Below are 20017 nucleotides of genomic sequence, written 5' to 3' on the forward strand. Positions count from 1 at the left end.
CCGATTGCCCGGCAGTGCCATCGATCAGCCAACGATGGGCCGCAGTCGGCGACGCTCGCGAGGGGACGTGGCGGTATGTCCGCCCGGAGCACGGTTCGCGGCACTCCGGTGCCGAAGCAGCCCGGCGGCCACCGGACGATAGCGAGGACGGACATACCGGCGAGGCCCCGTCCCCACCACCGGTAGGCCCCGCAGCCACGCACGCACACCCGCAGCCGGCGACGCACGCACCCCAAGACGAACAGCCCCGCCCAGCCCAGCCCCCCGGAGGGCTACCTCTTCTTGCCGCCCAGGATCTGGTTCAGGAGGTCTCCGATGCCGCCGCCGGCCGGCGTCCCCGTCGCTCCCGGCTTCGGGGACGTCCGGGCGCGCTTCGTCAGGACCGTCAGAAGCACCGGGATCAGGAGTTCGATCACGCGGGTCACCGTCGCCGCGGGCAGCCCCGTCTTCTTCGCGACCGCGTTGGCCACGGGCCTGCTCATCTTCGCCAGCACCCCCGACAGCATCCCGCCCGCCGCGAGCCCCCCGAACCCCCCGAACCCGGCGATCCCCCGCGGAGGCGTCGCCTCGGCGAAAGCCTGCTCGACCTCCTCGGCCTCCGCGGGATCCTCCGCCTTCTCCTGCAGGTTCCCCGAGAGCGCGCTCACCGTGGTGCCCACCACGTCCTGCGCCCCCGCGGCATCCGTACCGAGGAGCCCCGCGATCTCCTGAAGTTTGTCGTCGCCGAGTTCGTCGAGGACGTCCTTCTCCAGAGAGGTTCCGCTTCCGGGCGAGGTTTCGGGAGATTCTTGGCTCATGCGTTAAAAGCTACTTCTGCCCGACTTCGTCGGCACCCCGAAAAACTAGTGGCCTTGCCCGTGCAACCCTTCCCGCCCGACGCGGGTCGTACTGTGCGTCGGGACTTCCGTGGGGGGGGATCTGGGGGGATCGCCGGAGGGCCGACAGGGGAGGGGAGACCCGAAGGGGCCCGGTCGAAAGACCGGGCCCCTTCGAAGCTGTCACCGCCCGAGCCCGAGCCACAGCACGCACCGCCCAAGTCACAGCCCTCATCCCCTCATCGAGTTATCCACAGGCTTCCCGCACTGTCAGCGCCGAGCGATAGCGTCGGCTCATGTCGAGTCCAGCAAAAGCAGCGGCCTCAACGGCAAAAGCGGCGGCGGGCACCGCCGTGGTCGAGGGGGTCCTGGAACGGATCACGTACGCCAACGAGGAGAACGGGTACACGGTCGCCCGCGTGGACACGGGCCGCGGCAGCGGCGACCTCCTCACCGTCGTCGGCGCGCTGCTGGGCGCCCAGGCAGGCGAGTCCCTGCGCATGGAGGGCCGCTGGGGCTCCCACGCGCAGTACGGCAAGCAGTTCACGGTGGAGAACTACACGACCATCCTCCCCGCCACCATCCAGGGCATCCGCCGCTATCTGGGCTCGGGCCTCATCAAGGGCATCGGCCCCGTCATGGCCGACCGCATCACCACCCACTTCGGCGTGGACACCCTCGACATCATCGAGAAGGAGCCCAAGCGCCTCGTCGAGGTCCCGGGCCTCGGCCCCAAGCGCACCAAGATGATCGCCGCGGCCTGGGAGGAGCAGAAGGCCATCAAGGAGGTCATGGTCTTCCTCCAGGGCGTGGGCGTCTCCACCTCCATCGCCGTTCGCATCTACAAGAAGTACGCGGACGCCTCCATCTCCATAGTGAAGAACGAGCCCTACCGCCTCGCGGCCGACGTCTGGGGCATCGGCTTCCTCACCGCGGACCGCATCGCCCAGTCCGTCGGCATCCCGCACGACAGCCCCGAACGGGTCAAGGCAGGCCTCCAGTACGCACTGTCCCAGTCCACCGATCAGGGCAACTGCTACCTCCCCGAGGACCGCCTCATCGCGGACGCGGTGAAGCTGCTCCAGGTCGACACGGGCCTGGTGATCGACTGCCTGGCGGAGCTGGCCACCGAAGAGGAAGGCGTCGTACGCGAGACGGTCCCGGGCCCCGGCGGCGAAGAGTCCGTCACCGCCGTCTACCTCATCCCCTTCCACCGCGCGGAGCTCTCCCTCTCCGCCCAGCTCCTGCGCCTCCTGCGGACCCCCGAGGACCGCATGCCGGCCTTCCAGGACGTGGCCTGGGACAAGGCCCTCTCCTGGCTGGCCGCCCGCACCGGCGCCGACCTCGCCCCCGGCCAGGAGGAGGCGGTCAGGCTCGCGCTGACGCAGAAGGCGGCCGTCCTCACCGGAGGCCCCGGCTGCGGCAAGTCCTTCACGGTCCGGTCCATCGTGGAGCTGGCCCGCGCCAAGAAGGCCAAGGTCGTCCTCGCGGCCCCCACGGGCCGGGCCGCCAAACGCCTCGCCGAGCTCACCGGGACGGAGGCCTCCACCGTCCACCGCCTCCTGGAGCTCAAGCCGGGCGGGGACGCCGCGTACGACAAGGACCGTCCGCTCGACGCGGACCTCGTCGTGGTCGACGAGGCGTCCATGCTGGACCTGCTCCTGGCGAACAAGCTGGTGAAAGCCGTCGCCCCCGGCGCCCACCTCCTGTTCGTCGGAGACGTGGACCAGCTGCCGAGCGTCGGCGCCGGCGAGGTCCTGCGGGACATGCTCAGCGAGCAGAGCCCCATCCCCGCGGTCCGGCTCACCCACATCTTCCGCCAGGCCAAGCAGTCCGGCGTCGTCACGAACGCCCACCGCATCAACTCGGGGGTGCCGCCCATCACCCAGGGCCTCTCCGACTTCTTCCTCTTCGTGGAGGACGAGACCGAGGACGCGGGCCGGGTCACGGTGGACGTGGCCGCGCGCCGCATCCCGGCGAAGTTCGGCCTCGACCCGCGCCGCGACGTCCAGGTGCTCGCGCCCATGCACCGCGGCCCTGCGGGCGCGGGGAACCTGAACGGCCTGCTCCAGCAGGCCATCACCCCCAGCAGGCCCGACGTACCGGAGAAGCGCTTCGGCGGCCGGGTGTTCCGCGTCGGCGACAAGGTCACCCAGATCCGCAACAACTACGAGAAGGGGCAGAACGGCGTCTTCAATGGCACCGTCGGAGTAGTCACCTCGCTCGACTCCGACGAGCAGCGGCTCACGGTCCTGACGGACGAGGACGAGGAGATTCCGTACGACTTCGACGAACTGGACGAACTGGCGCACGCCTACGCCGTCACCATCCACCGCTCCCAGGGCAGCGAGTATCCCGCGGTGGTGATCCCCGTGACCACGGGGGCATGGATGATGCTGCAGCGGAACCTGCTCTACACGGCGGTCACGCGCGCCAAGAAGCTGGTGGTCCTGGTCGGTTCGCGCAAGGCTCTGGGGCAAGCGGTGCGCACGGTCTCCGCGGGCAGACGCTGTACGGCCCTGGATTTCCGGCTCGCCGGAGGCCGTGGATCCGCTCCGGGATCCACGCCCGGAGCCACCCCCGGATCCGCCTCCCGAAATTTTGATCGATCAAACGAGTAGGAAAGGTCACAGAGCACTTCCGCAACCGGGGCGAAGAGGGGCAGGATGAGAAGGTTGGCGGCACTCAGTGCCGCCAATAGGCCCAATGGTCGACCCCGAGTGCACTCTCCAGGGCCAAATGGGGGATGGTAGAGACAGTCAGGGCACCTCGAAGAAGAGGCACAACGTCGGTGAGGGATGACGTGAGCGACAACTCTGTAGTACTGCGGTACGGCGATGGCGAGTACACCTACCCGGTGATCGATTCGACCGTCGGCGACAAGGGCTTCGACATCGGGAAGCTCCGCGCCCAGACCGGTCTGGTGACCCTGGACAGCGGCTATGGCAATACCGCCGCCTATAAATCCGCCATCACCTATCTCGACGGTGAGCAGGGGATCCTCCGGTACCGCGGCTATCCGATCGAGCAGCTGGCCGAGCGCTCCACCTTCACCGAGGTGGCGTACCTGCTGATCAACGGCGAACTGCCGAAGGTCGACGAGCTCGCCAGCTTCAAGAACGAGATCACGCAGCACACCCTGCTGCACGAGGACGTCAAGCGGTTCTACGACGGCTTCCCGCGTGACGCCCACCCGATGGCGATGCTGTCGTCCGTGGTCAGCGCGCTGTCGACGTTCTACCAGGACAGTCACAACCCGTTCGACGAGGAGCAGCGCGACCTCTCGACGATCCGCCTGCTCGCCAAGCTTCCGACGATCGCGGCATACGCCTACAAGAAGTCCGTGGGCCACCCGGTCGTCTACCCGCGCAACGACCTCGGCTATGTCGAGAACTTCCTGCGCATGACCTTCTCGGTGCCGGCCGCCGAGTACGACCTCGACCCGGTCGTCGTGTCCGCGCTGGACAAGCTCCTGATCCTGCACGCGGACCACGAGCAGAACTGTTCGACCTCCACCGTGCGTCTGGTGGGCTCGTCGCAGGCGAACATGTTCGCCTCGATCTCCGCCGGCATCTCGGCCCTCTGGGGCCCGCTGCACGGTGGCGCCAACCAGTCCGTCCTGGAGATGCTCGAGGGCATCAAGCAGGACGGCGGCGACGTCGACAACTTCATCCGCAAGGTGAAGAACAAGGAAGACGGCGTGAAGCTCATGGGCTTCGGGCACCGCGTCTACAAGAACTTCGACCCCCGGGCGAAGATCATCAAGGCTGCCGCGCACGACGTCCTGTCGGCTCTCGGCAAGGACGACGAGCTCCTGGACATCGCGCTCAAGCTGGAGGAGCACGCGCTGGCCGACGACTACTTCGTCGAGCGCAAGCTCTACCCGAACGTGGACTTCTACACGGGCCTCATCTACCGCGCGATGGGCTTCCCGACCGAGATGTTCACCGTGCTGTTCGCGCTGGGCCGGCTGCCGGGCTGGATCGCGCAGTGGCACGAGATGATCAAGGAGCCGGGATCCCGCATCGGGCGCCCGCGCCAGATCTACACGGGCGAGGTTCTCCGGGACTTCGTCCCGGTCGAGGGTCGCTGACCTTCACCGGAGCGCCAAGCGAAAAGCGCCCCGCCGCCGATCCCCCCACGGGTCGACGGTCGGGGCGCTTTCCTGTTTCCCGGTGCGGATTCCCCCCACGGGATCCGGCCGGGCGTCTGTGGTGGCAGCGCGCCAGTCTTCCTGCGATCTGCCGGGACGCGTACGTATCGGGAGGGCCGCTCAAAGCTCTCCGGTGCACGTGTCCCGGCCAACGCATTCCTAGGAACATCCCCCAAGATGTCCCCGATGTCTAGAGACGTCCCCCAAGACGTCTCTGGCATCGTCCTCTTAGACTCACGAGCCCCCTCGATGGTTACGTTGAGATCCCTGTGATCTGCGTCTCCTGCATATGTCCTGTACGTATGCAAGAGGTCCGATATGCCGATCGAGACTCATGCGTGAGAATGCTGCGACCAAGATGTGAAGAGCTTATGTGAAGTTTCTGAGACGGAGGCTATTGCTGACCACAAAGACCGAAGAAAATGCCATCGCGGCCCCGGCGATCATCGGATTCAGGAGCCCGGCCGCGGCGAGCGGCAGTGCGGCCACGTTGTAGCCGAAGGCCCAGAAGAGATTGCCCTTGATCGTGGCGAGGGTCTTGCGGGAGAGCCTGATGGCGTCGGCGGCCCCGCGCAAGTCCCCGCGCACCAGCGTCAGGTCACTCGCCTCGATGGCCGCGTCCGTGCCCGTGCCCATCGCGAGGCCCAGATCCGCGGTGGCGAGCGCCGCCGCGTCGTTGACCCCGTCCCCGACCATCGCGACGACCTTGCCCTCGTCGCGCAGCCGCCGCACCACATCGACCTTCTCCTCGGGCAGGACCTCCGCGAACACCGCGTCCGCCCCGATGCCGACGGACTTCGCCACGGCGTCGGCCACGGCCCGGTTGTCCCCGGTGAGCAGCACCGGTGTCAGGCCCAGGGCGCGCAGCTCGCGCACCGCTTCGGCGCTGGTGTCCTTCACGGTGTCGGCGACGGCGATGACGCCGCGTGCCACGCCGTCCCAGGCGACCAGGACGGCCGTGCGTCCCGCCGTCTCGGCCTCGGACCTGAGCGCGGCAAGCGAGGCGAGCCCCTCGACCCCCGCGTCCGCGAGCAGCCGCTCACGGCCCGCGAGCACCACGTGCCCTTCCACCGTGCCGCGCACGCCCGACCCCGCCACGTTCCGGAACCCCTCCACGGCGGGCAGCGCGCCCACCGAGAGCCCCAACTCCGCGGCGGCGCCCGCCGCGACGGCCCGCGCCACGGGATGCTCGGAGGCGTGCTCCAGGGCCCCCGCGAGGCGCAGCAGCTGCTTCTCCTCGGTCTCCCCGGCGGCGTGCACCTCCCGCAGCGTCATCCGCCCCGTGGTCACCGTCCCGGTCTTGTCCAGGACGACGGTGTCCACCCGCCGCGTGGACTCGAGGACTTCGGGGCCCTTGATGAGGATGCCGAGCTGCGCGCCGCGCCCCGTGCCGACCATCAGGGCGGTCGGGGTCGCGAGGCCGAGGGCGCACGGGCAGGCGATGATCAGGACGGCGACGGCCGCGGTGAAGGCGGCGGTCACGTCGCCGGTCGCCCCGAGCCAGCCGCCGAGCGTGGCGGTGGCGATCATCAGGACCACCGGCACGAAGACCGCGGCGATCCGGTCGGCGAGGCGCTGCACCCGGGCCTTGCCGGTCTGCGCGTCCTCGACGAGCTTCGCCATCCTGGCCAGTTGGGTGTCGGAGCCGACCCGCGTGGCCTCGACGAGGAGGCGCCCCGAGAGGTTCGTGGTCGCCCCGGTCACCGCGTCGCCCGCGGCCACGTCCACCGGCACGGACTCGCCGGTCAGCATCGAGACGTCGACCGCGGACGCCCCGTCGACGACGGTGCCGTCGGTCGCGACGGTCTCCCCGGGACGTACGACGAACCGGTCGCCGACCACCAGACGCGCGACCGGTATGCGGACCTCCGCGCCGTCCCGCAGCACGGCCGCGTCCTTGGCGCCCAGTTCGAGCAGGGTGCGCAGGGCCGCGCCTGCCCTCCGCTTCGAGCGGGCCTCCAGCCAGCGGCCGAGCAGGATGAACGTGATGACGCCCGCGGCGACTTCGAGATAGATCGTCGACGCGGCGTCGGCGCGCGAGACGGTGAACGTGAAGCCGTGCCGCATCCCCGGCATCCCCGCGTCCCCGAGGAAGAGCGCCCACAGGGACCAGCCGAACGCGGCGAGCGTGCCCACCGACACCAGGGTGTCCATGGTCGCGGCGCCGTGCCGCAGGTTCGTGAACGCCGCCCTGTGGAAGGGGTATCCGCCCCAGACGACGACCGGCGCGGCCAGGGTGAGCGAGAGCCACTGCCAGTTGTCGAACTGCAGCGCGGGAATCATCGCAAGGAGGACGACCGGCAGCGAGAGCAGCGCCGAGACGATCAGCCGTTGGCGCAGGGTGTCCGGCTCGGTGATGTCGGCGGTGGTGACCGGCGCCTCCTGCTCGGGAGGCTCGGGGACGATCTCCTGGGCGCTGTAGCCCAGCTTCTCGACCGTCGCGATCAGCTGCGCGACCTCGACCCCTTCCGCGTACGAGACCTTCGCCTTCTCCGTGGCGAGATTGACCGACGCGGTCACGCCCTCCACGCGGTTCAGCTTCTTCTCGATGCGGGCGGAGCAGGAGGCGCAGGTCATTCCGCCGACGGCGAGTTCGACTTCGTTCATGGCTCTTTCATGCGTCTTGGGTGAAGCGGCTGCGGGCCCTGTGACGGTGTCACAGGGCCCGGGGTACCCGGCAGGGGCCAGGTCAGGCCTTGCTGACACCGGCGAGCTCGTAGCCCGCCTCGTCGACGGCGGCGCGGACCGCTGCCTCGTCCAGCGGGGCCTCGGAGACCACGGTCACCAGGCCGGTGGCCGCCACCGCCTTGACGGAGCTGACGCCGGCGATCTCCGAGATCTCACCGGAGACGGCACCCTCGCAGTGACCACAGGTCATGCCGGTCACCTCGTACACGGTCGTCACGGCACCCTGCGGCGTCGCGGCGGTGCCGTCGGAGTGGCAGGAACCGCTGGGGGAGCAGCAGGAGCCGGTCGTCTCTGCCTGCGGGAGCTCGGTCTGGGCGCTCATGTCGTTCTCCTCGATGAGGGTGCGGCGTGTGTGCGTGCCTAGTTATGCGTCGTAATGTGCAGGAGTGGCCCCGGTGTTCCCGGAGCCCTCCTGACACTCACCACTCTATACCCCTAGGGGGTACACCTCAACGAGGGGAGGGGGTCGAGGGTGGTGCCCCACCGGGGCGGTCAGTCCCTGCGCCCGCGGTTGCTCGGCCTCGCGGCCACCCAGGCGCGGATGGTGTCCGCGTACCAGTAGGGCTTGCCCGACTCCACGTGGTCGGGGTCGGGGAGCAGACCGTGCTTGCGGTAGGAGCGCACGGTGTCGGGCTGCACCCGGATGTGTGCGGCGATCTCCTTGTACGACCAGAGCTTTCGGTCGGTCATCGATGGCACCTCCCTGCGGGCGCCACAGGGGCGGCTCGGGGGAGCCGTCGGGGGAGCTGCGGCGCGGCGCTGGCGATCACTCAGCCTGTGCCCGGTGAACGACGCGGAGTGAGCGCAGGGGGGCGGCTGTCGACTCCCTGTGACGCAAGACCCGCGTATACGGGACATGTGTGACAGGAGGAGGTTGTTTGTGACGCTTGTGATGCATTCAGGCGGCGCATGACCACGGCGCGAACCGGGCGCACGGGACGCGGGGCGCGGGGCGCGGGGCAGGGGCCGGGCGGGGAGAGCGGTCGTCTGCGTCGGCGGTCGGCCGTCGGCGGTGTCAGGCCTGGATCAGGCTCGTCGGCTCGTCCGCGAGCCGGTCGGACGAGGGCGGGTCGCAGCCGGGGCCCCGGAGCGTGCGCCGGACCGCGGCGAACTCGCGCGGCGTGCAGCCCGTCATGGCCCTGAACTCGCCGCTCGGATGAGCCTGGTCGTAGAACCCGCAGGCCGCTGCCGTCTCCGTCTGGATGCGCCCCGCCGCCAGCATCCGCCGCGCCCGCTGGAGGGCGAAGGCGGCCCACGGGGCGAGCAGCATCTCGATGCCCGCGAGGTCGCCGTCGTGCTCGCCGAGCACCGGCGTCACCGCGCCGATCGGCACCTCCAGCCTGCGCCACGGTCGGCCGAGCGCGAACCGGAACCCGCGGTAGCTGATGGCCCCGGCCGCCGTCGGGGGTGTGGCGACGTGAGCGGGATCTCCCAGCCGTCCAGCGCGCTAGGCGCCGCAGGAGCGCAGATACGAGCGGGTGCGGCGGGCGATGGGCAGCGGCTTGTCCGGCGGGCACGGGTACATGTCCTGCTCGACGATGGCGAACAGGTCGACGCCCAGCTTCTGGGCCGCCGCGAGGACCGGCTCGATGGCGGGCACCCCGGTCGGCGGCTCGCACATCACGCCCCGGGCCACGGCGGGCCCGAACGGCATCTCCTGGGCCCGCACTTCGGCCAGGACGGCCGGGTCGACCTGCTTGAGGTGCAGATAGCCGATGCGCTCGCCGTACGTCTCGATCAGCTTGACGTTGTCGCCGCCGCAGTAGGCGTAATGGCCCGTGTCCAGGCAGAGCGAGACGAGGCCGGAGTCGGTCGCGTCCAGGAAGCGGGTGACGTTCTGCTCGTCGTCGATGTGCGTGTCGGCATGAGGGTGGACGACCACGCGCAGGCCGTACCGCTCGCGCACCTCGTGCGCCAGGCGCTCGGTCTGGCGCGTGAGCTGACGCCACTGCTCCGGGGTGAGCGTGCGGTCCTCCAGGACCTCGCCGGTCTTGTCGTCCCGCCAGAAGGAGGGGATGACGACGAGGTGCTCGGCGCCCATCGCCTGGGTGAGCGCGGCGATGTCGGACACGTGGGCCCAGGTCTTGTCCCAGACGGCGGGGCCGTGGTGCAGGCCCGTGAAGACCGTCCCGGCCGACACCTTCAGGCCGCGCCGCTGGGTCTCGGCGGTCAGGACGGCCGGATCGCTCGGCAGATAGCCGTACGGGCCGAGCTCGATCCACTCGTATCCGGAGTCCGCCACCTCGTCGAGGAAGCGGCTCCAGGGGACCTGGCCCGGATCCTCGGGGAACCACACCCCCCACGAGTCGGGTGCCGAGCCGATCCGGATGCGTGACAGCGTCGTCATGTCCGCCAGCTTTCAGGGCGCCTCGGAACGGTGTCAAGGAGTGGTCCGAATGTAAGGACAATGTGTTGACAGGGTTCGTGGTGCGGCATAGACCTAGGGGAGGGCTCAAGGGGGCGATGCCGAGGAGGAGTACAGGGTGACCGATCCGAACGACGCCAGCGATCCGTACGACGTGATCACGATGGGCCGGATCGGGGTGGATCTGTACCCCCTGCAGGCCGGGGTGGCTCTCGCCGACGTCAGCGCCTTCGGCAAGTTCCTGGGCGGCTCGGCGTCGAACGTCGCCGTCGCCGCGTCCCGGCTCGGCCGCCGGGTCGCCGTCGTCACGCGCACCGGAGAGGACCCCTTCGGGGACTATCTGCACCGAGAGCTGCGGCAGTTCGGCGTCGACGACCGGTGGGTGAGCGGGGTCCCGGGCCTGCCTACCCCGGTGACCTTCTGCGAGGTCTTCCCGCCGGACGACTTCCCGCTCTACTTCTACCGGCAGCCCAAGGCGCCCGACCTGGAGATGTACGAGAAGGAGCTCGACCTCGACGCCATCACGTCCGCACGGGTGTTCTGGATGACGGGTACGGGGCTCTGCGCCGAGCCCAGCAGGTCGGCGACGCTGGCCGCACTGCGCCGGCGGGCGAAGGCGGGGCTCACCGTCTTCGACCTCGACTGGCGGCCGATGTTCTGGGAACGGGCGGACGAGGCGCGGGGCTTCTACGCCCAGGCGCTCGCCCAGGCCACGGTCGCGGTCGGCAACATCGACGAGGTCGAGATCGCTACGGGCGTACGGGAACCGGAGGCCGCCGCCCGCGCGTTGCTGGACTCCGGCGTCGAACTCGCCGTGGTCAAACAGGGCCCCAAGGGGGTCCTCGCGATGAACCGTGCGGGCGAGCGCGCCGAGGTGCCGCCGCTGCCCGTGACGGTGCTCAACGGCCTCGGGGCCGGGGACGCCTTCGGCGGGGCGCTGTGCCACGGACTGCTCTCCGGCTGGGAGTTGGAGCGGATCATGCGGTACGCCAACGCAGCGGGGGCGATCGTCGCCTCCCGGCTCGAATGCTCGTCCGCGATGCCGTTCCCGGACGAGGTCGACGCGGCGCTCGTCGCGGGAGCCGTGACCCGTGATTGACCTCGCCGAACTCGTCAGGACCCGGGCCCGGCACCCCGAGGCCATCGCCGAAGCCGCCGCCCGGCGCGCCCGGCGCCCGCTCCTCGGCGACAGCGGACGGCTGATGATCATCGCCGCCGACCATCCCGCGCGGGGCGCGCTCTCCGTCGGCGGGGACAGGCTGGCCATGGCCAACCGCGGGGACCTGCTCGAACGGCTCTGCGTGGCGCTCTCGCGGCCTCGCGTGGACGGCGTGCTCGCCACCGCCGACATCCTTGAGGACCTCCTGCTGCTCGGCGCCCTCGACGGCAAGGTCGTCATGGGGTCGATGAACCGCGGTGGGCTCGCGGGGGCCTCCTTCGAGCTGGACGACCGGTTCACGGGATACCGGGCCGAGGACATCGACCGGCTCGGTTTCGACGCCGGGAAGCTTCTGCTGCGGGTCGACCACGACGATCCCGGCTCCCTGGCCACCCTGTACTCCAGCGCCCGCGCCGTCGACGCCATGGCCGCCCGGAAACTGCCCGTCTTCGTCGAGCCGTTCCTCTGCCGCCGCGCCCCCGACGGCGGGCCGCCGCGCAACGACCTGAGCGCCGAGGCCGTCACCACGTCCATCGCGATCGCGTCGGGGCTCGCCGGGACGTCGGCGTACACCTGGCTGAAGGTCCCCGTGACGGAGAATCCGGATGACATGGCGCGCGTCATGGAGACCTCGACCCTGCCCGCCGTCCTCCTCGGAGGTGACCTCGGTGACGACAGTGATGCCGCGTACGAGAAGTGGCGCGGGGCGCTCCAACTGCCCACCGTGCACGGCCTCGTCGCCGGGCGCACGCTGCTCTACCCGGCCGACGGTGATGTGGCGGGCGCCGTCGACACCGCCGTCGGACTGCTGTAGGAGGGCCACATGACGTACGTACCGAGGGGCAGCGCGGCCGAAGGCCCCTATGCCCTCGAACTCGACCCGAAGCAGTCAGGTCTGGTCTATTCCGCGCTGCGCGTGGTCGACATCGAACCCGGCACCACACACTCCTTCGCCACCGGGGAGAGTGAATGGATCGTGCTGCCCCTGACCGGCGGCTGTACGGTGCACGTGGAAGGCGAGATCATTGAACTGCTGGGCCGGCAGAGCGTGTTCAGCGGAGTGAGCGACTTCGCCTACGTGCCTCGTGACGCCCAGATCCAGATCGCCTCCGGCGCGGGAGGCCGCTTCGCCCTGGCAGGAGCGAAGTGCGAGCGTCGACTCCCCGCCCGCTACGGCTCCGCGCCGGAGGTTTCCGTCGAGCACCGCGGCAGCGGCACCTGCGCCCGCGAGGTCCGCAACTTCGCGTCCGCCGACGCCTTCGACTGCGACCGGCTCATCGCCGTCGAGGTGATCACGCCCGGCGGCAACTGGTCCTCGTACCCGCCGCACAAGCACGACGAGCACCGCCCCGGCATCGAGGCCGAGCTCGAAGAGATCTACTACTTCGAGATCGAGCCCGGCCAGGGAGGGCAGGACGGCTTCGGATACCAGCGGGTCTTCCCCTCGCGCCCCGGCGGCACCGACGTCCTCGCCGAGGTCCGGACGGGGGACGCCGTGCTCGTCCCCGACGGCTGGCACGGGCCCTCGATCGCCCAGCCGGGGCACAGCATGTACTACCTGAATGTGATGGCCGGTCCCGGGGAGGAGCGGGAGTGGCGGATCTGCTTCCACCCCGATCACACGGAGGGATACCGATGACGGCGGAGGGAAATCGATGACCTCGACGATCAGGCTGACCACCGCGCAGGCCCTCGTCCGCTTCCTCGCCCGGCAGCACACCGAGCGCGACGGCGAGCGGCAGCGGCTGATCGGCGCGACCTGGGGAATCTTCGGGCACGGCAACGTGGCGGGCATCGGCCAGGCCCTCGTCGAGTACGGCGACGAGATGCCCTTCCACCAGGGCCGCAACGAACAGGCCATGGTGCACGCCGCCGTCGGGTACGCCCGACAGTCCGGCCGCCTGTCCACGCACGCCGTCACCACCTCCATCGGCCCCGGCGCCACCAACCTCGTCACGGGCGCCGCGCTCGCGACCATCAACCACCTCCCGGTGCTCCTGCTGCCCGGCGACACCTTCGCGACCCGCCCCGCCGACCCGGTGCTCCAGCAGCTCGAAGTCCCCTACGCGGGCGACGTGTCGGTCAACGACTGCCTGCGCCCGGTGTCGAAGTACTTCGACCGCGTGACCCGCCCCGAGGCCCTCATCCCGGCCGCGCTCGCCGCGATGCGCGTGCTCACCGACCCGGCCGCCACCGGAGCCGTCACGCTCGCGCTGCCGCAGGACGTGCAGGCGGAGGCGTACGACTGGCCGGAGGAGTTCTTCGCGGAGAGGGTGTGGGGCGTACGCCGTCAGGCGCCCGATCCGCGTGAACTGGCCGCCGCCGCGCGGGCCGTGCGCGAGGCGCGGCGCCCGCTGATCGTCGCGGGCGGCGGGGTCCACCACAGCGCGGCCGAGGAGGCGCTGCGGGACCTCGCGGACGCGACCGGCATCCCCGTCGCCTCCACCCAGGCGGGCAAGGGGTCCCTGCGGTTCGACCACCCGGCGGACGTCGGCGGCATCGGGCACACGGGCACGGCCACCGCCGACGAGCTGGCCCGCACCGCCGACCTGGTGATCGGCGTCGGCACCCGCTACAGCGACTTCACCACCGCGTCCGGCACGCTCTTCACCGAGCCCGGCGTCCGCTTCCTGAACCTCAACGTCACCGCGTTCGACGGCCACAAGATGGCGGGTACGCCCCTGATCGCGGACGCGCGCGCCGGTCTCGAGGGTCTGACCGGCGCCCTGGAGGGGTGGCGCGTGCCGCCCGCGTACGTCGCCGAGTACACCGAGGACAAGGTGCGCTGGGAGCAGCGGGTCGACGCTGCGTACGCGACGGACGAACCGGACGTACGGCCCACCCAGCTCCAAGTCCTCGGTCTGCTGGACGCGTTGGTGACGGACGAGGACGTGCTCATCAATGCCGCCGGGTCTCTTCCCGGAGATCTCCACAAGCTGTGGAGGACGCGCTCGCCCCGGCAGTACCACGTCGAGTACGGCTACTCCTGCATGGGATACGAGATCCCCGCCTCGATCGGGGTGGCCCTCGCGGCACCGGGCCGGCCGGTCTGGGCGCTGGTGGGCGACGGGACGTATCTGATGATGCCCACCGAGATCGTGACGGCCGTCCAGGAGAACATTCCGGTCAAGGTCGTGATCCTGCAGAACCACGGGTACGCGTCCATCGGCGGGCTCTCCGAGTCCGTGGGCGGCGAGCGGTTCGGCACCGCCTACCGCTTCCGGGCGCCGGACGGGACGTACACCGGGGCCCCGCTGCCCGTGGATCTCGCGGCCAACGCGGCCTCGCTCGGGATGCGTGTGATTCGCGCCAAAACAGTGGCTGACCTGCGGGATGCCCTTGCGGAGGCGCGGGCGGCCGACGGTCCCACATGTGTCTACGTGGAGACGGAAACGGCAGACACAGTGTCGCCCCCGCCCCCGGCGCAGGCGTGGTGGGATGTGCCCGTGGCCGAGACCGCGGACCGACCGTCGGCGGTCGAGGCCAGGAAAGAGTACGACCGGCACGTCTCAGCCCGACGCCGCCACCTGTGAGAGTAGGGATGCTTGTCATGACGAAGACCGTCAACCACTGGATCGGTGGCAAGACTGTCGAGGGCGCGTCGGGTATGCACGGCCCGGTGACCGACCCCGCGACCGGCGCCGTCACCACGCAGGTCGCCTTCGCCTCCGTGGAGGAGGTGGACGCCGCCGTCGCCTCCGCGCGTGAGGCGTACGCCACGTGGGGCAAGTCGTCGCTCGCCAAGCGCACCTCGGTGCTCTTCGCCTTCCGCGCGCTGCTCGACGCCAACCGTGACGCGATCGCCGAGCTGATCACCGCCGAGCACGGCAAGGTGCACTCGGACGCGCTCGGCGAGGTCGCCCGCGGCCTGGAGATCGTGGACCTGGCCTGCGGGATCACGGTCCAGCTCAAGGGCGAGCTGTCGACGGAGGTCGCCTCGCGCGTGGACGTCTCGTCCATCCGCCAGCCCCTTGGCGTCGTCGCGGGCATCACGCCCTTCAACTTCCCGGCCATGGTGCCGATGTGGATGTTCCCGCTGGCCATCGCGTGCGGCAACACCTTCGTCCTGAAGCCTTCGGAGAAGGACCCCTCGGCCGCGATGAAGATCGCGGAGCTGCTCTCCGAGGCCGGCCTGCCGGACGGCGTCTTCAACGTCGTGCACGGCGACAAGGTGGCCGTGGACGCGCTCCTTGAGCACCCGGACGTGGCGGCCGTCTCCTTCGTCGGCTCCACCCCGATCGCCCGCTACATCCACACCACCGCGACCGCCAACGGCAAGCGCGTCCAGGCCCTGGGCGGCGCCAAGAACCACATGCTGGTCCTGCCGGACGCCGACCTCGACGCGGCGGCCGATGCGGCCGTCTCGGCGGCGTACGGCTCCGCGGGCGAGCGCTGCATGGCCATCTCGGCCGTCGTCGCGGTCGGCTCGATCGGCGACGAGCTGGTCGCGAAGATCAAGGAGCGGGCCGAGAAGATCAAGATCGGCCCCGGCAACGACCCGACCTCCGAGATGGGCCCGCTGATCACCGCGGCCCACCGCGACAAGGTCGCCTCGTACGTCACCGGCGCGGCGGCGGAGGGCTGCGAGGTCGTCCTGGACGGCACAGGACACACCGTCGACGGCTTCGAGGACGGCCACTGGATCGGGCTCTCGCTCCTGGACCGTGTGCCGGTCTCGGCCGCCGCGTACAAGGACGAGATCTTCGGCCCCGTGCTGTGCGTCCTTCGCGTCGACACGTACGAGGAGGGCGTGGCGCTGATGAACGCCTCTCCCTTCGGCAACGGCACCGCGATCTTCACGCGTGACGGTGGCGCCGCGCGCCGCTTCCAGCTGGAGATCGAGGCGGGCATGGTGGGCGTCAACGTCCCGATTCCCGTGCCGGTCGGCTACCACTCCTTCGGTGGCTGGAAGGACTCCCTCTTCGGAGATCACCACATCTACGGAAATGACGGGACGCACTTCTACACCCGCGGCAAGGTCATCACCACGCGCTGGCCGGACCCGTCGGACGCGCCGGAGGGCGTGGACCTGGGCTTCCCGCGCAACCACTGAGTTGAGCACTGATCGCCGTGCGGGCCGAGACCTCGGCCCGCACGGCGATCAGTGCCGTACCGCGCCTGCCGTACGCCGCCCTTCCCCCGTACTCCCCAAGTAGTCAACCGGGTTCAGACCACCGGCTGCCCCGGTTGTCGGACGTCGCCCGTACGGTTGAACCATGGATCTACGACTGCCCAGGCGCAGACTGCTTGCCGCCGCGGCCGCCCTCGCCGTTCTGGCGGGGGCGGGCACGTGGACGGCGGCGGCATCGGACGACGGGCCCGCCGTGCACCGTGAGGACCGCCTCATGGAGATGCCCGGCGTGGACACGACGGGCGGCGCGAAGATCGACACCTCGTACTTCACCGCGGGTGACCCCGCCAGGAAGCGCCCCGCCGTCCTCATCGGCCATGGCTTCGGCGGCAGCAAGGACGACCTGCGCGCCCAGGCCGAGGACCTGGCCGAAAGGGGCTACGCGGTCCTCACCTGGTCGGCCCGCAGCTTCGGCAAGTCCACCGGCAAGATCGGCCTGAACGACCCCAAGGGCGAGGTCGCCGACGCCCGCAGGCTCATCGACTGGCTGGCGAAGCGGCCCGAGGTGGAGCTGGACAAGAAGGGCGACCCCCGCGTCGGCATGACCGGCGCCTCGTACGGGGGCGCGGTCTCCCTCCTCACTGCCGGGTACGACGACCGGGTGGACGCCGTCGCCCCCCAGATCACGTACTGGAACCTCAGCGACGCGCTCTTCCCGAACGGCGTGTTCAAGAAGCTCTGGGCAGGCCTCTTCATCAACACCGGCGGCGGCTGCGACCGGTTCGAGAAGCGACTCTGTGAGATGTACAACCGCGTCGCGGAGGCCGGGAAGCCGGACGCGGCGGCGCGCAAGCTGCTCGCCGAGCGCAGCCCGCAGGCCGTCGGTGACCGCATCAAGGTGCCCACGCTGCTCTTCCAGGGCCAGACCGACTCCCTCTTTCCGCTCTCCCAGGCCGACGCCATCGCCAGGGCGGTGCGCGGCAACCACGCGCCCGTGTCCGTCGACTGGATCTCCGGCGGCCATGACGGCGGCGACCGCGAGACGGGGCGGGTCGAGTCACGCGTCGGGTCGTGGTTCGACCGCTATCTGAAGGACGACAAGAGCACGGACACCGGCCCCGCGTTCCGCGTCACCCGCACCGGAGGCATGGACTCCACCAACGGCTCGGCACAGCTGCGGGGCGCGAGCGGCGACACGTATCCCGGCCTGGAGAGCGGGATGCGGCAGATCGCGCTCAGCGGGCGTCAGCCGCAGCGCGTCGAGAACCCCGCGGGCGCGTCGCCGCCCGCGATCTCCGCGCTGCCCGGCGCGGGCGGCGGCGGGCTCAACCAGCTCTCCTCGCTCGGCGTCGGCGTCTCCCTCGACTTCCCCGGCCAGCACGCCGCGTTCCAGTCGGCGCCGCTCAAGGACGACCTGCGGATCACCGGATCGCCGAAGGTACGGGTGCACGTCAAGTCCTCCAGCGAGGACACCGTGCTCTTCGGGAAGGTGTACGACGTGGGGCCCGGCGGCGGGCAGAAGGTGCTGCCCTCGCAGCTCGTCTCGCCGATCCGGGTCGAGGGCACGAAGGCCGGCAAGGATGTCGACCTCACCCTGCCCGCCGTCGACCACGACCTGCAGAAGGGCCACCGGCTGCGCCTCGTCCTCGCCTCGACGGACCTCGGCTACGCCTCCCCGACGCGGCCCGCCACGTACGCGGTGTCCGTGAAGGGTGACCTGAGGGTCCCGACGGCGCGCGGCGTGAAGACGGCCGCGGCCCCGCTGCCCGCCTGGGTGTGGTGGCTCCCCGCGGCCGGAGCCGTGATCGCGGTGCTGCTCCTGGTCACCGCCCGGCGGCGGACCTCGGCGCCCGCACCGGACCCGGCGCTCGCGGAAGTACCGCTGGTGATCGAGGACTTGAGCAAGCGGTACGCCAAGTCGACGGACCGCTATGCCGTCCGTGACCTCTCCTTCAGCGTCGAGAAGGGGCAGGTGCTCGGCCTCCTCGGCCCGAACGGCGCGGGCAAGACGACCACCCTGCGCATGCTCATGGGCCTGATCCGGCCCGACGCGGGCGAGATCCGCGTCTTCGGTCAGGCGATCCGGCCGGGCGCCCCGGTCCTCTCCCGGGTCGGCGCGTTCGTCGAGGGCGCGGGCTTCCTGCCGCACCTATCCGGCCGCGAGAACCTGGAGCTGTACTGGAAGGCGACGGGACGCCCCGCCGAGGACGCCCGCATGGACGAGGCGCTGGAGATCGCCGGGCTGGGCGACGCGCTGGCCCGCGCGGTGCGGACGTACTCGCAGGGCATGCGGCAGCGGCTCGCCATCGCCCAGGCGATGCTCGGCATGCCGGACCTGCTGATCCTCGACGAACCGACGAACGGCCTGGACCCGCCGCAGATCCGCGAGATGCGCGAGGTGATGATCCGGTACGCGGCGGGCGGCCGCACGGTCATCGTCTCCAGCCACCTCCTCGCCGAGGTCGAGCAGTCCTGCACCCACCTGGTGGTCATGGACCGCGGCCGGCTGATCCAGGCGGGCCCGGTCTCCGAGATCGTCGGCTCCGGCGACACGCTCCTGGTGGGGCTCGCGGACGACGTCTCCGACCCGCTGGTCGACAAGGTGGCCGCGCTGCCCGGCGTCGCCTCGGCGGTCCGCGCGGACGGCGGCCTCCTGGTGCGCCTGGACGGCACGGACGGTGCGAGCGCAGCCCGGCTGCTGCCCGAACTGGTGCGCCTGGAGCTGCCGGTGGAGTCCATGGGCCCGCACCGGCGCCTCGAAGACGCGTTCCTGAACCTGATCGACGGAGGCACCGCATGAGCGTCACAGCCACGGAGCCGGGCACGGGTCCTGGCACGGAGCCGGGCACGGAACGCGCCACGGCCCCCGGATACCGCCCCGGCCGCACGCTGCCGCTGCGGGTCGAGGCGGTCCGCCAGCTGAAGCGGCGCAGGACCCTGGTGATGGCCGGGGTGATGGGCCTGCTGCCCTTCGTCCTGGTCCTCGCGTTCACCATCGCCGGTTCGCCGGAGTCCCGCAGCGGCCGGGTGACGCTGATGGACACGGCCACGGCGTCCGGCGCGAACTTCGCGGCGACGTGCCTGTTCGTGTCGGCGGGCTTCCTCCTCGTCATCCCCGTCGCGCTGTTCTGCGGGGACACGGTCGCCTCGGAGGCGAGCTGGTCCTCCCTGCGCTATCTCCTCGCGGCCCCGGTGCCACGGGCCCGGCTGCTCTGGTCGAAGCTGGCCGTCGCACTCGGCCTCAGCGCGGCGGCGATGGTGCTGCTCCCCCTCATCGCCCTCGCGGTGGGGACGGTGACCTACGGCTGGGGCCCGCTCCAGATCCCGACCGGCGGCGCACTGCCCGCCGGGACGGCCGCGCAGCGCCTGGTGATCGTCGTGGCGTACATCTTCGTCTCCCAACTGGTCACCGCCGCGCTCGCGTTCTGGCTCTCGACGAAGACCGACGCGCCCCTGGGAGCGGTGGGCGGCGCGGTAGGCCTGACCATCGTCGGCAACGTCCTGGACGCGGTGACGGCACTGGGCGGCTGGCGCGATTTCCTGCCGGCGCACTGGCAGTTCGCCTGGGCGGACGCGATCCAGCCCAGAATGGAATGGGGCGGAATGATCCAGGGCTCCGCGGTCTCGGTGACGTACGCCCTGGTGCTCTTCGCCCTGGCATTCAGGGGGTTCGCGCGCAAGGACGTGGTGTCCTAGGAAGTTTCAGCCCGTCCGGCGTTTGAGGACGAACGCGGCGAAGCCGGTGGCTGACACTCCAAGGCCCAGG

At 70.7% G+C, this 20017-nt stretch carries 15 protein-coding genes; 9 read left to right on the forward strand and 6 right to left on the reverse strand.

Translation table 11 applies throughout. The annotated features are described in order from the left end of the window. Positions 1–272: 272 nt before the first annotated feature. Complete coding sequence (locus OG302_RS26790; protein WP_371529098.1) at positions 273–797, reverse strand: DUF937 domain-containing protein; 525 nt, start codon at positions 795–797, stop codon at positions 273–275. Positions 798–1111: 314 nt separating this feature from the next. On the opposite strand from OG302_RS26790, the gene OG302_RS26795 reads away from it, so the two are divergent. Both OG302_RS26795 and OG302_RS26800 read left to right on the forward strand, forming a co-directional pair. Continuing rightward, entirely contained in the window at positions 1112–3436 is a 2325-nt protein-coding gene (locus tag OG302_RS26795) for an ATP-dependent RecD-like DNA helicase (protein ID WP_371529099.1), read from the forward strand. A gap of 125 nt (positions 3437–3561) precedes the next feature. After that, positions 3562–4908 carry a citrate synthase gene (locus OG302_RS26800; RefSeq protein ID WP_249589823.1) on the forward strand — a complete coding sequence of 449 codons (1347 nt, stop codon included), beginning with the start codon at positions 3562–3564 and terminating at the stop codon, positions 4906–4908. A 429-nt stretch (positions 4909–5337) separates the two neighbouring features. Here OG302_RS26800 and OG302_RS26805 read toward each other — a convergent pair whose 3' ends face one another. The 5 genes from OG302_RS26805 to OG302_RS26825 form a co-directional block, all read right to left on the reverse strand. Further along, complete coding sequence (locus tag OG302_RS26805; protein WP_371529100.1) at positions 5338–7575, reverse strand: heavy metal translocating P-type ATPase; 2238 nt, start codon at positions 7573–7575, stop codon at positions 5338–5340. Between the two features lie 82 nt (positions 7576–7657). Further along, positions 7658–7978 carry a heavy-metal-associated domain-containing protein gene (locus OG302_RS26810; protein WP_371529101.1) on the reverse strand — a complete coding sequence of 107 codons (321 nt, stop codon included), beginning with the start codon at positions 7976–7978 and terminating at the stop codon, positions 7658–7660. A 170-nt stretch (positions 7979–8148) separates the two neighbouring features. Continuing rightward, a complete protein-coding gene (locus OG302_RS26815; RefSeq protein ID WP_361836104.1) occupies positions 8149–8346 on the reverse strand; it encodes a MarR family transcriptional regulator in 198 nt (65 codons plus the stop codon). Between the two features lie 325 nt (positions 8347–8671). After that, positions 8672–8989: a helix-turn-helix domain-containing protein gene (locus OG302_RS26820; RefSeq protein WP_371529102.1), complete on the reverse strand. Its 318-nt coding sequence runs from the start codon at positions 8987–8989 to the stop codon at positions 8672–8674. 114 nt (positions 8990–9103) lie between these two features. Next, on the reverse strand, positions 9104–10003 hold the full coding sequence (locus OG302_RS26825; protein WP_371529103.1) for a sugar phosphate isomerase/epimerase family protein: 900 nt from the start codon (positions 10001–10003) through the stop codon (positions 9104–9106). A 181-nt stretch (positions 10004–10184) separates the two neighbouring features. Between OG302_RS26825 and iolC the strand changes: the two genes are divergently transcribed. From iolC to OG302_RS26860, 7 genes are all read left to right on the forward strand, one after another. Next, positions 10185–11120, forward strand: a complete 936-nt coding sequence (gene iolC / locus OG302_RS26830) for a 5-dehydro-2-deoxygluconokinase (RefSeq protein WP_371750243.1) — start codon at positions 10185–10187, stop codon at positions 11118–11120. Then, positions 11113–11994, forward strand: coding sequence for a deoxyribose-phosphate aldolase (locus OG302_RS26835; RefSeq protein WP_371529104.1), 882 nt, complete (start codon positions 11113–11115; stop codon positions 11992–11994). Before iolC ends, OG302_RS26835 begins: the two co-directional genes overlap by 8 nt. A gap of 9 nt (positions 11995–12003) precedes the next feature. Next, positions 12004–12819, forward strand: a complete 816-nt coding sequence (gene iolB / locus OG302_RS26840; RefSeq protein ID WP_371529105.1) for a 5-deoxy-glucuronate isomerase — start codon at positions 12004–12006, stop codon at positions 12817–12819. Between the two features lie 16 nt (positions 12820–12835). Beyond that, a complete protein-coding gene (iolD, locus tag OG302_RS26845) occupies positions 12836–14713 on the forward strand; it encodes a 3D-(3,5/4)-trihydroxycyclohexane-1,2-dione acylhydrolase (decyclizing) (RefSeq protein ID WP_371529106.1) in 1878 nt (625 codons plus the stop codon). 17 nt (positions 14714–14730) lie between these two features. Beyond that, positions 14731–16233, forward strand: coding sequence for a CoA-acylating methylmalonate-semialdehyde dehydrogenase (gene mmsA / locus OG302_RS26850; protein WP_371529107.1), 1503 nt, complete (start codon positions 14731–14733; stop codon positions 16231–16233). Positions 16234–16396: 163 nt separating this feature from the next. Continuing rightward, positions 16397–19051: an alpha/beta fold hydrolase gene (locus tag OG302_RS26855; protein WP_371529108.1), complete on the forward strand. Its 2655-nt coding sequence runs from the start codon at positions 16397–16399 to the stop codon at positions 19049–19051. Then, on the forward strand, positions 19048–19947 hold the full coding sequence (locus OG302_RS26860; protein WP_371529109.1) for an ABC transporter permease: 900 nt from the start codon (positions 19048–19050) through the stop codon (positions 19945–19947). Before OG302_RS26855 ends, OG302_RS26860 begins: the two co-directional genes overlap by 4 nt. Positions 19948–20017: the final 70 nt, after the last annotated feature.

The sequence above is a fragment of the Streptomyces sp. NBC_01283 genome, assembly GCF_041435335.1.
GTDB lineage: Bacteria > Actinomycetota > Actinomycetes > Streptomycetales > Streptomycetaceae > Streptomyces.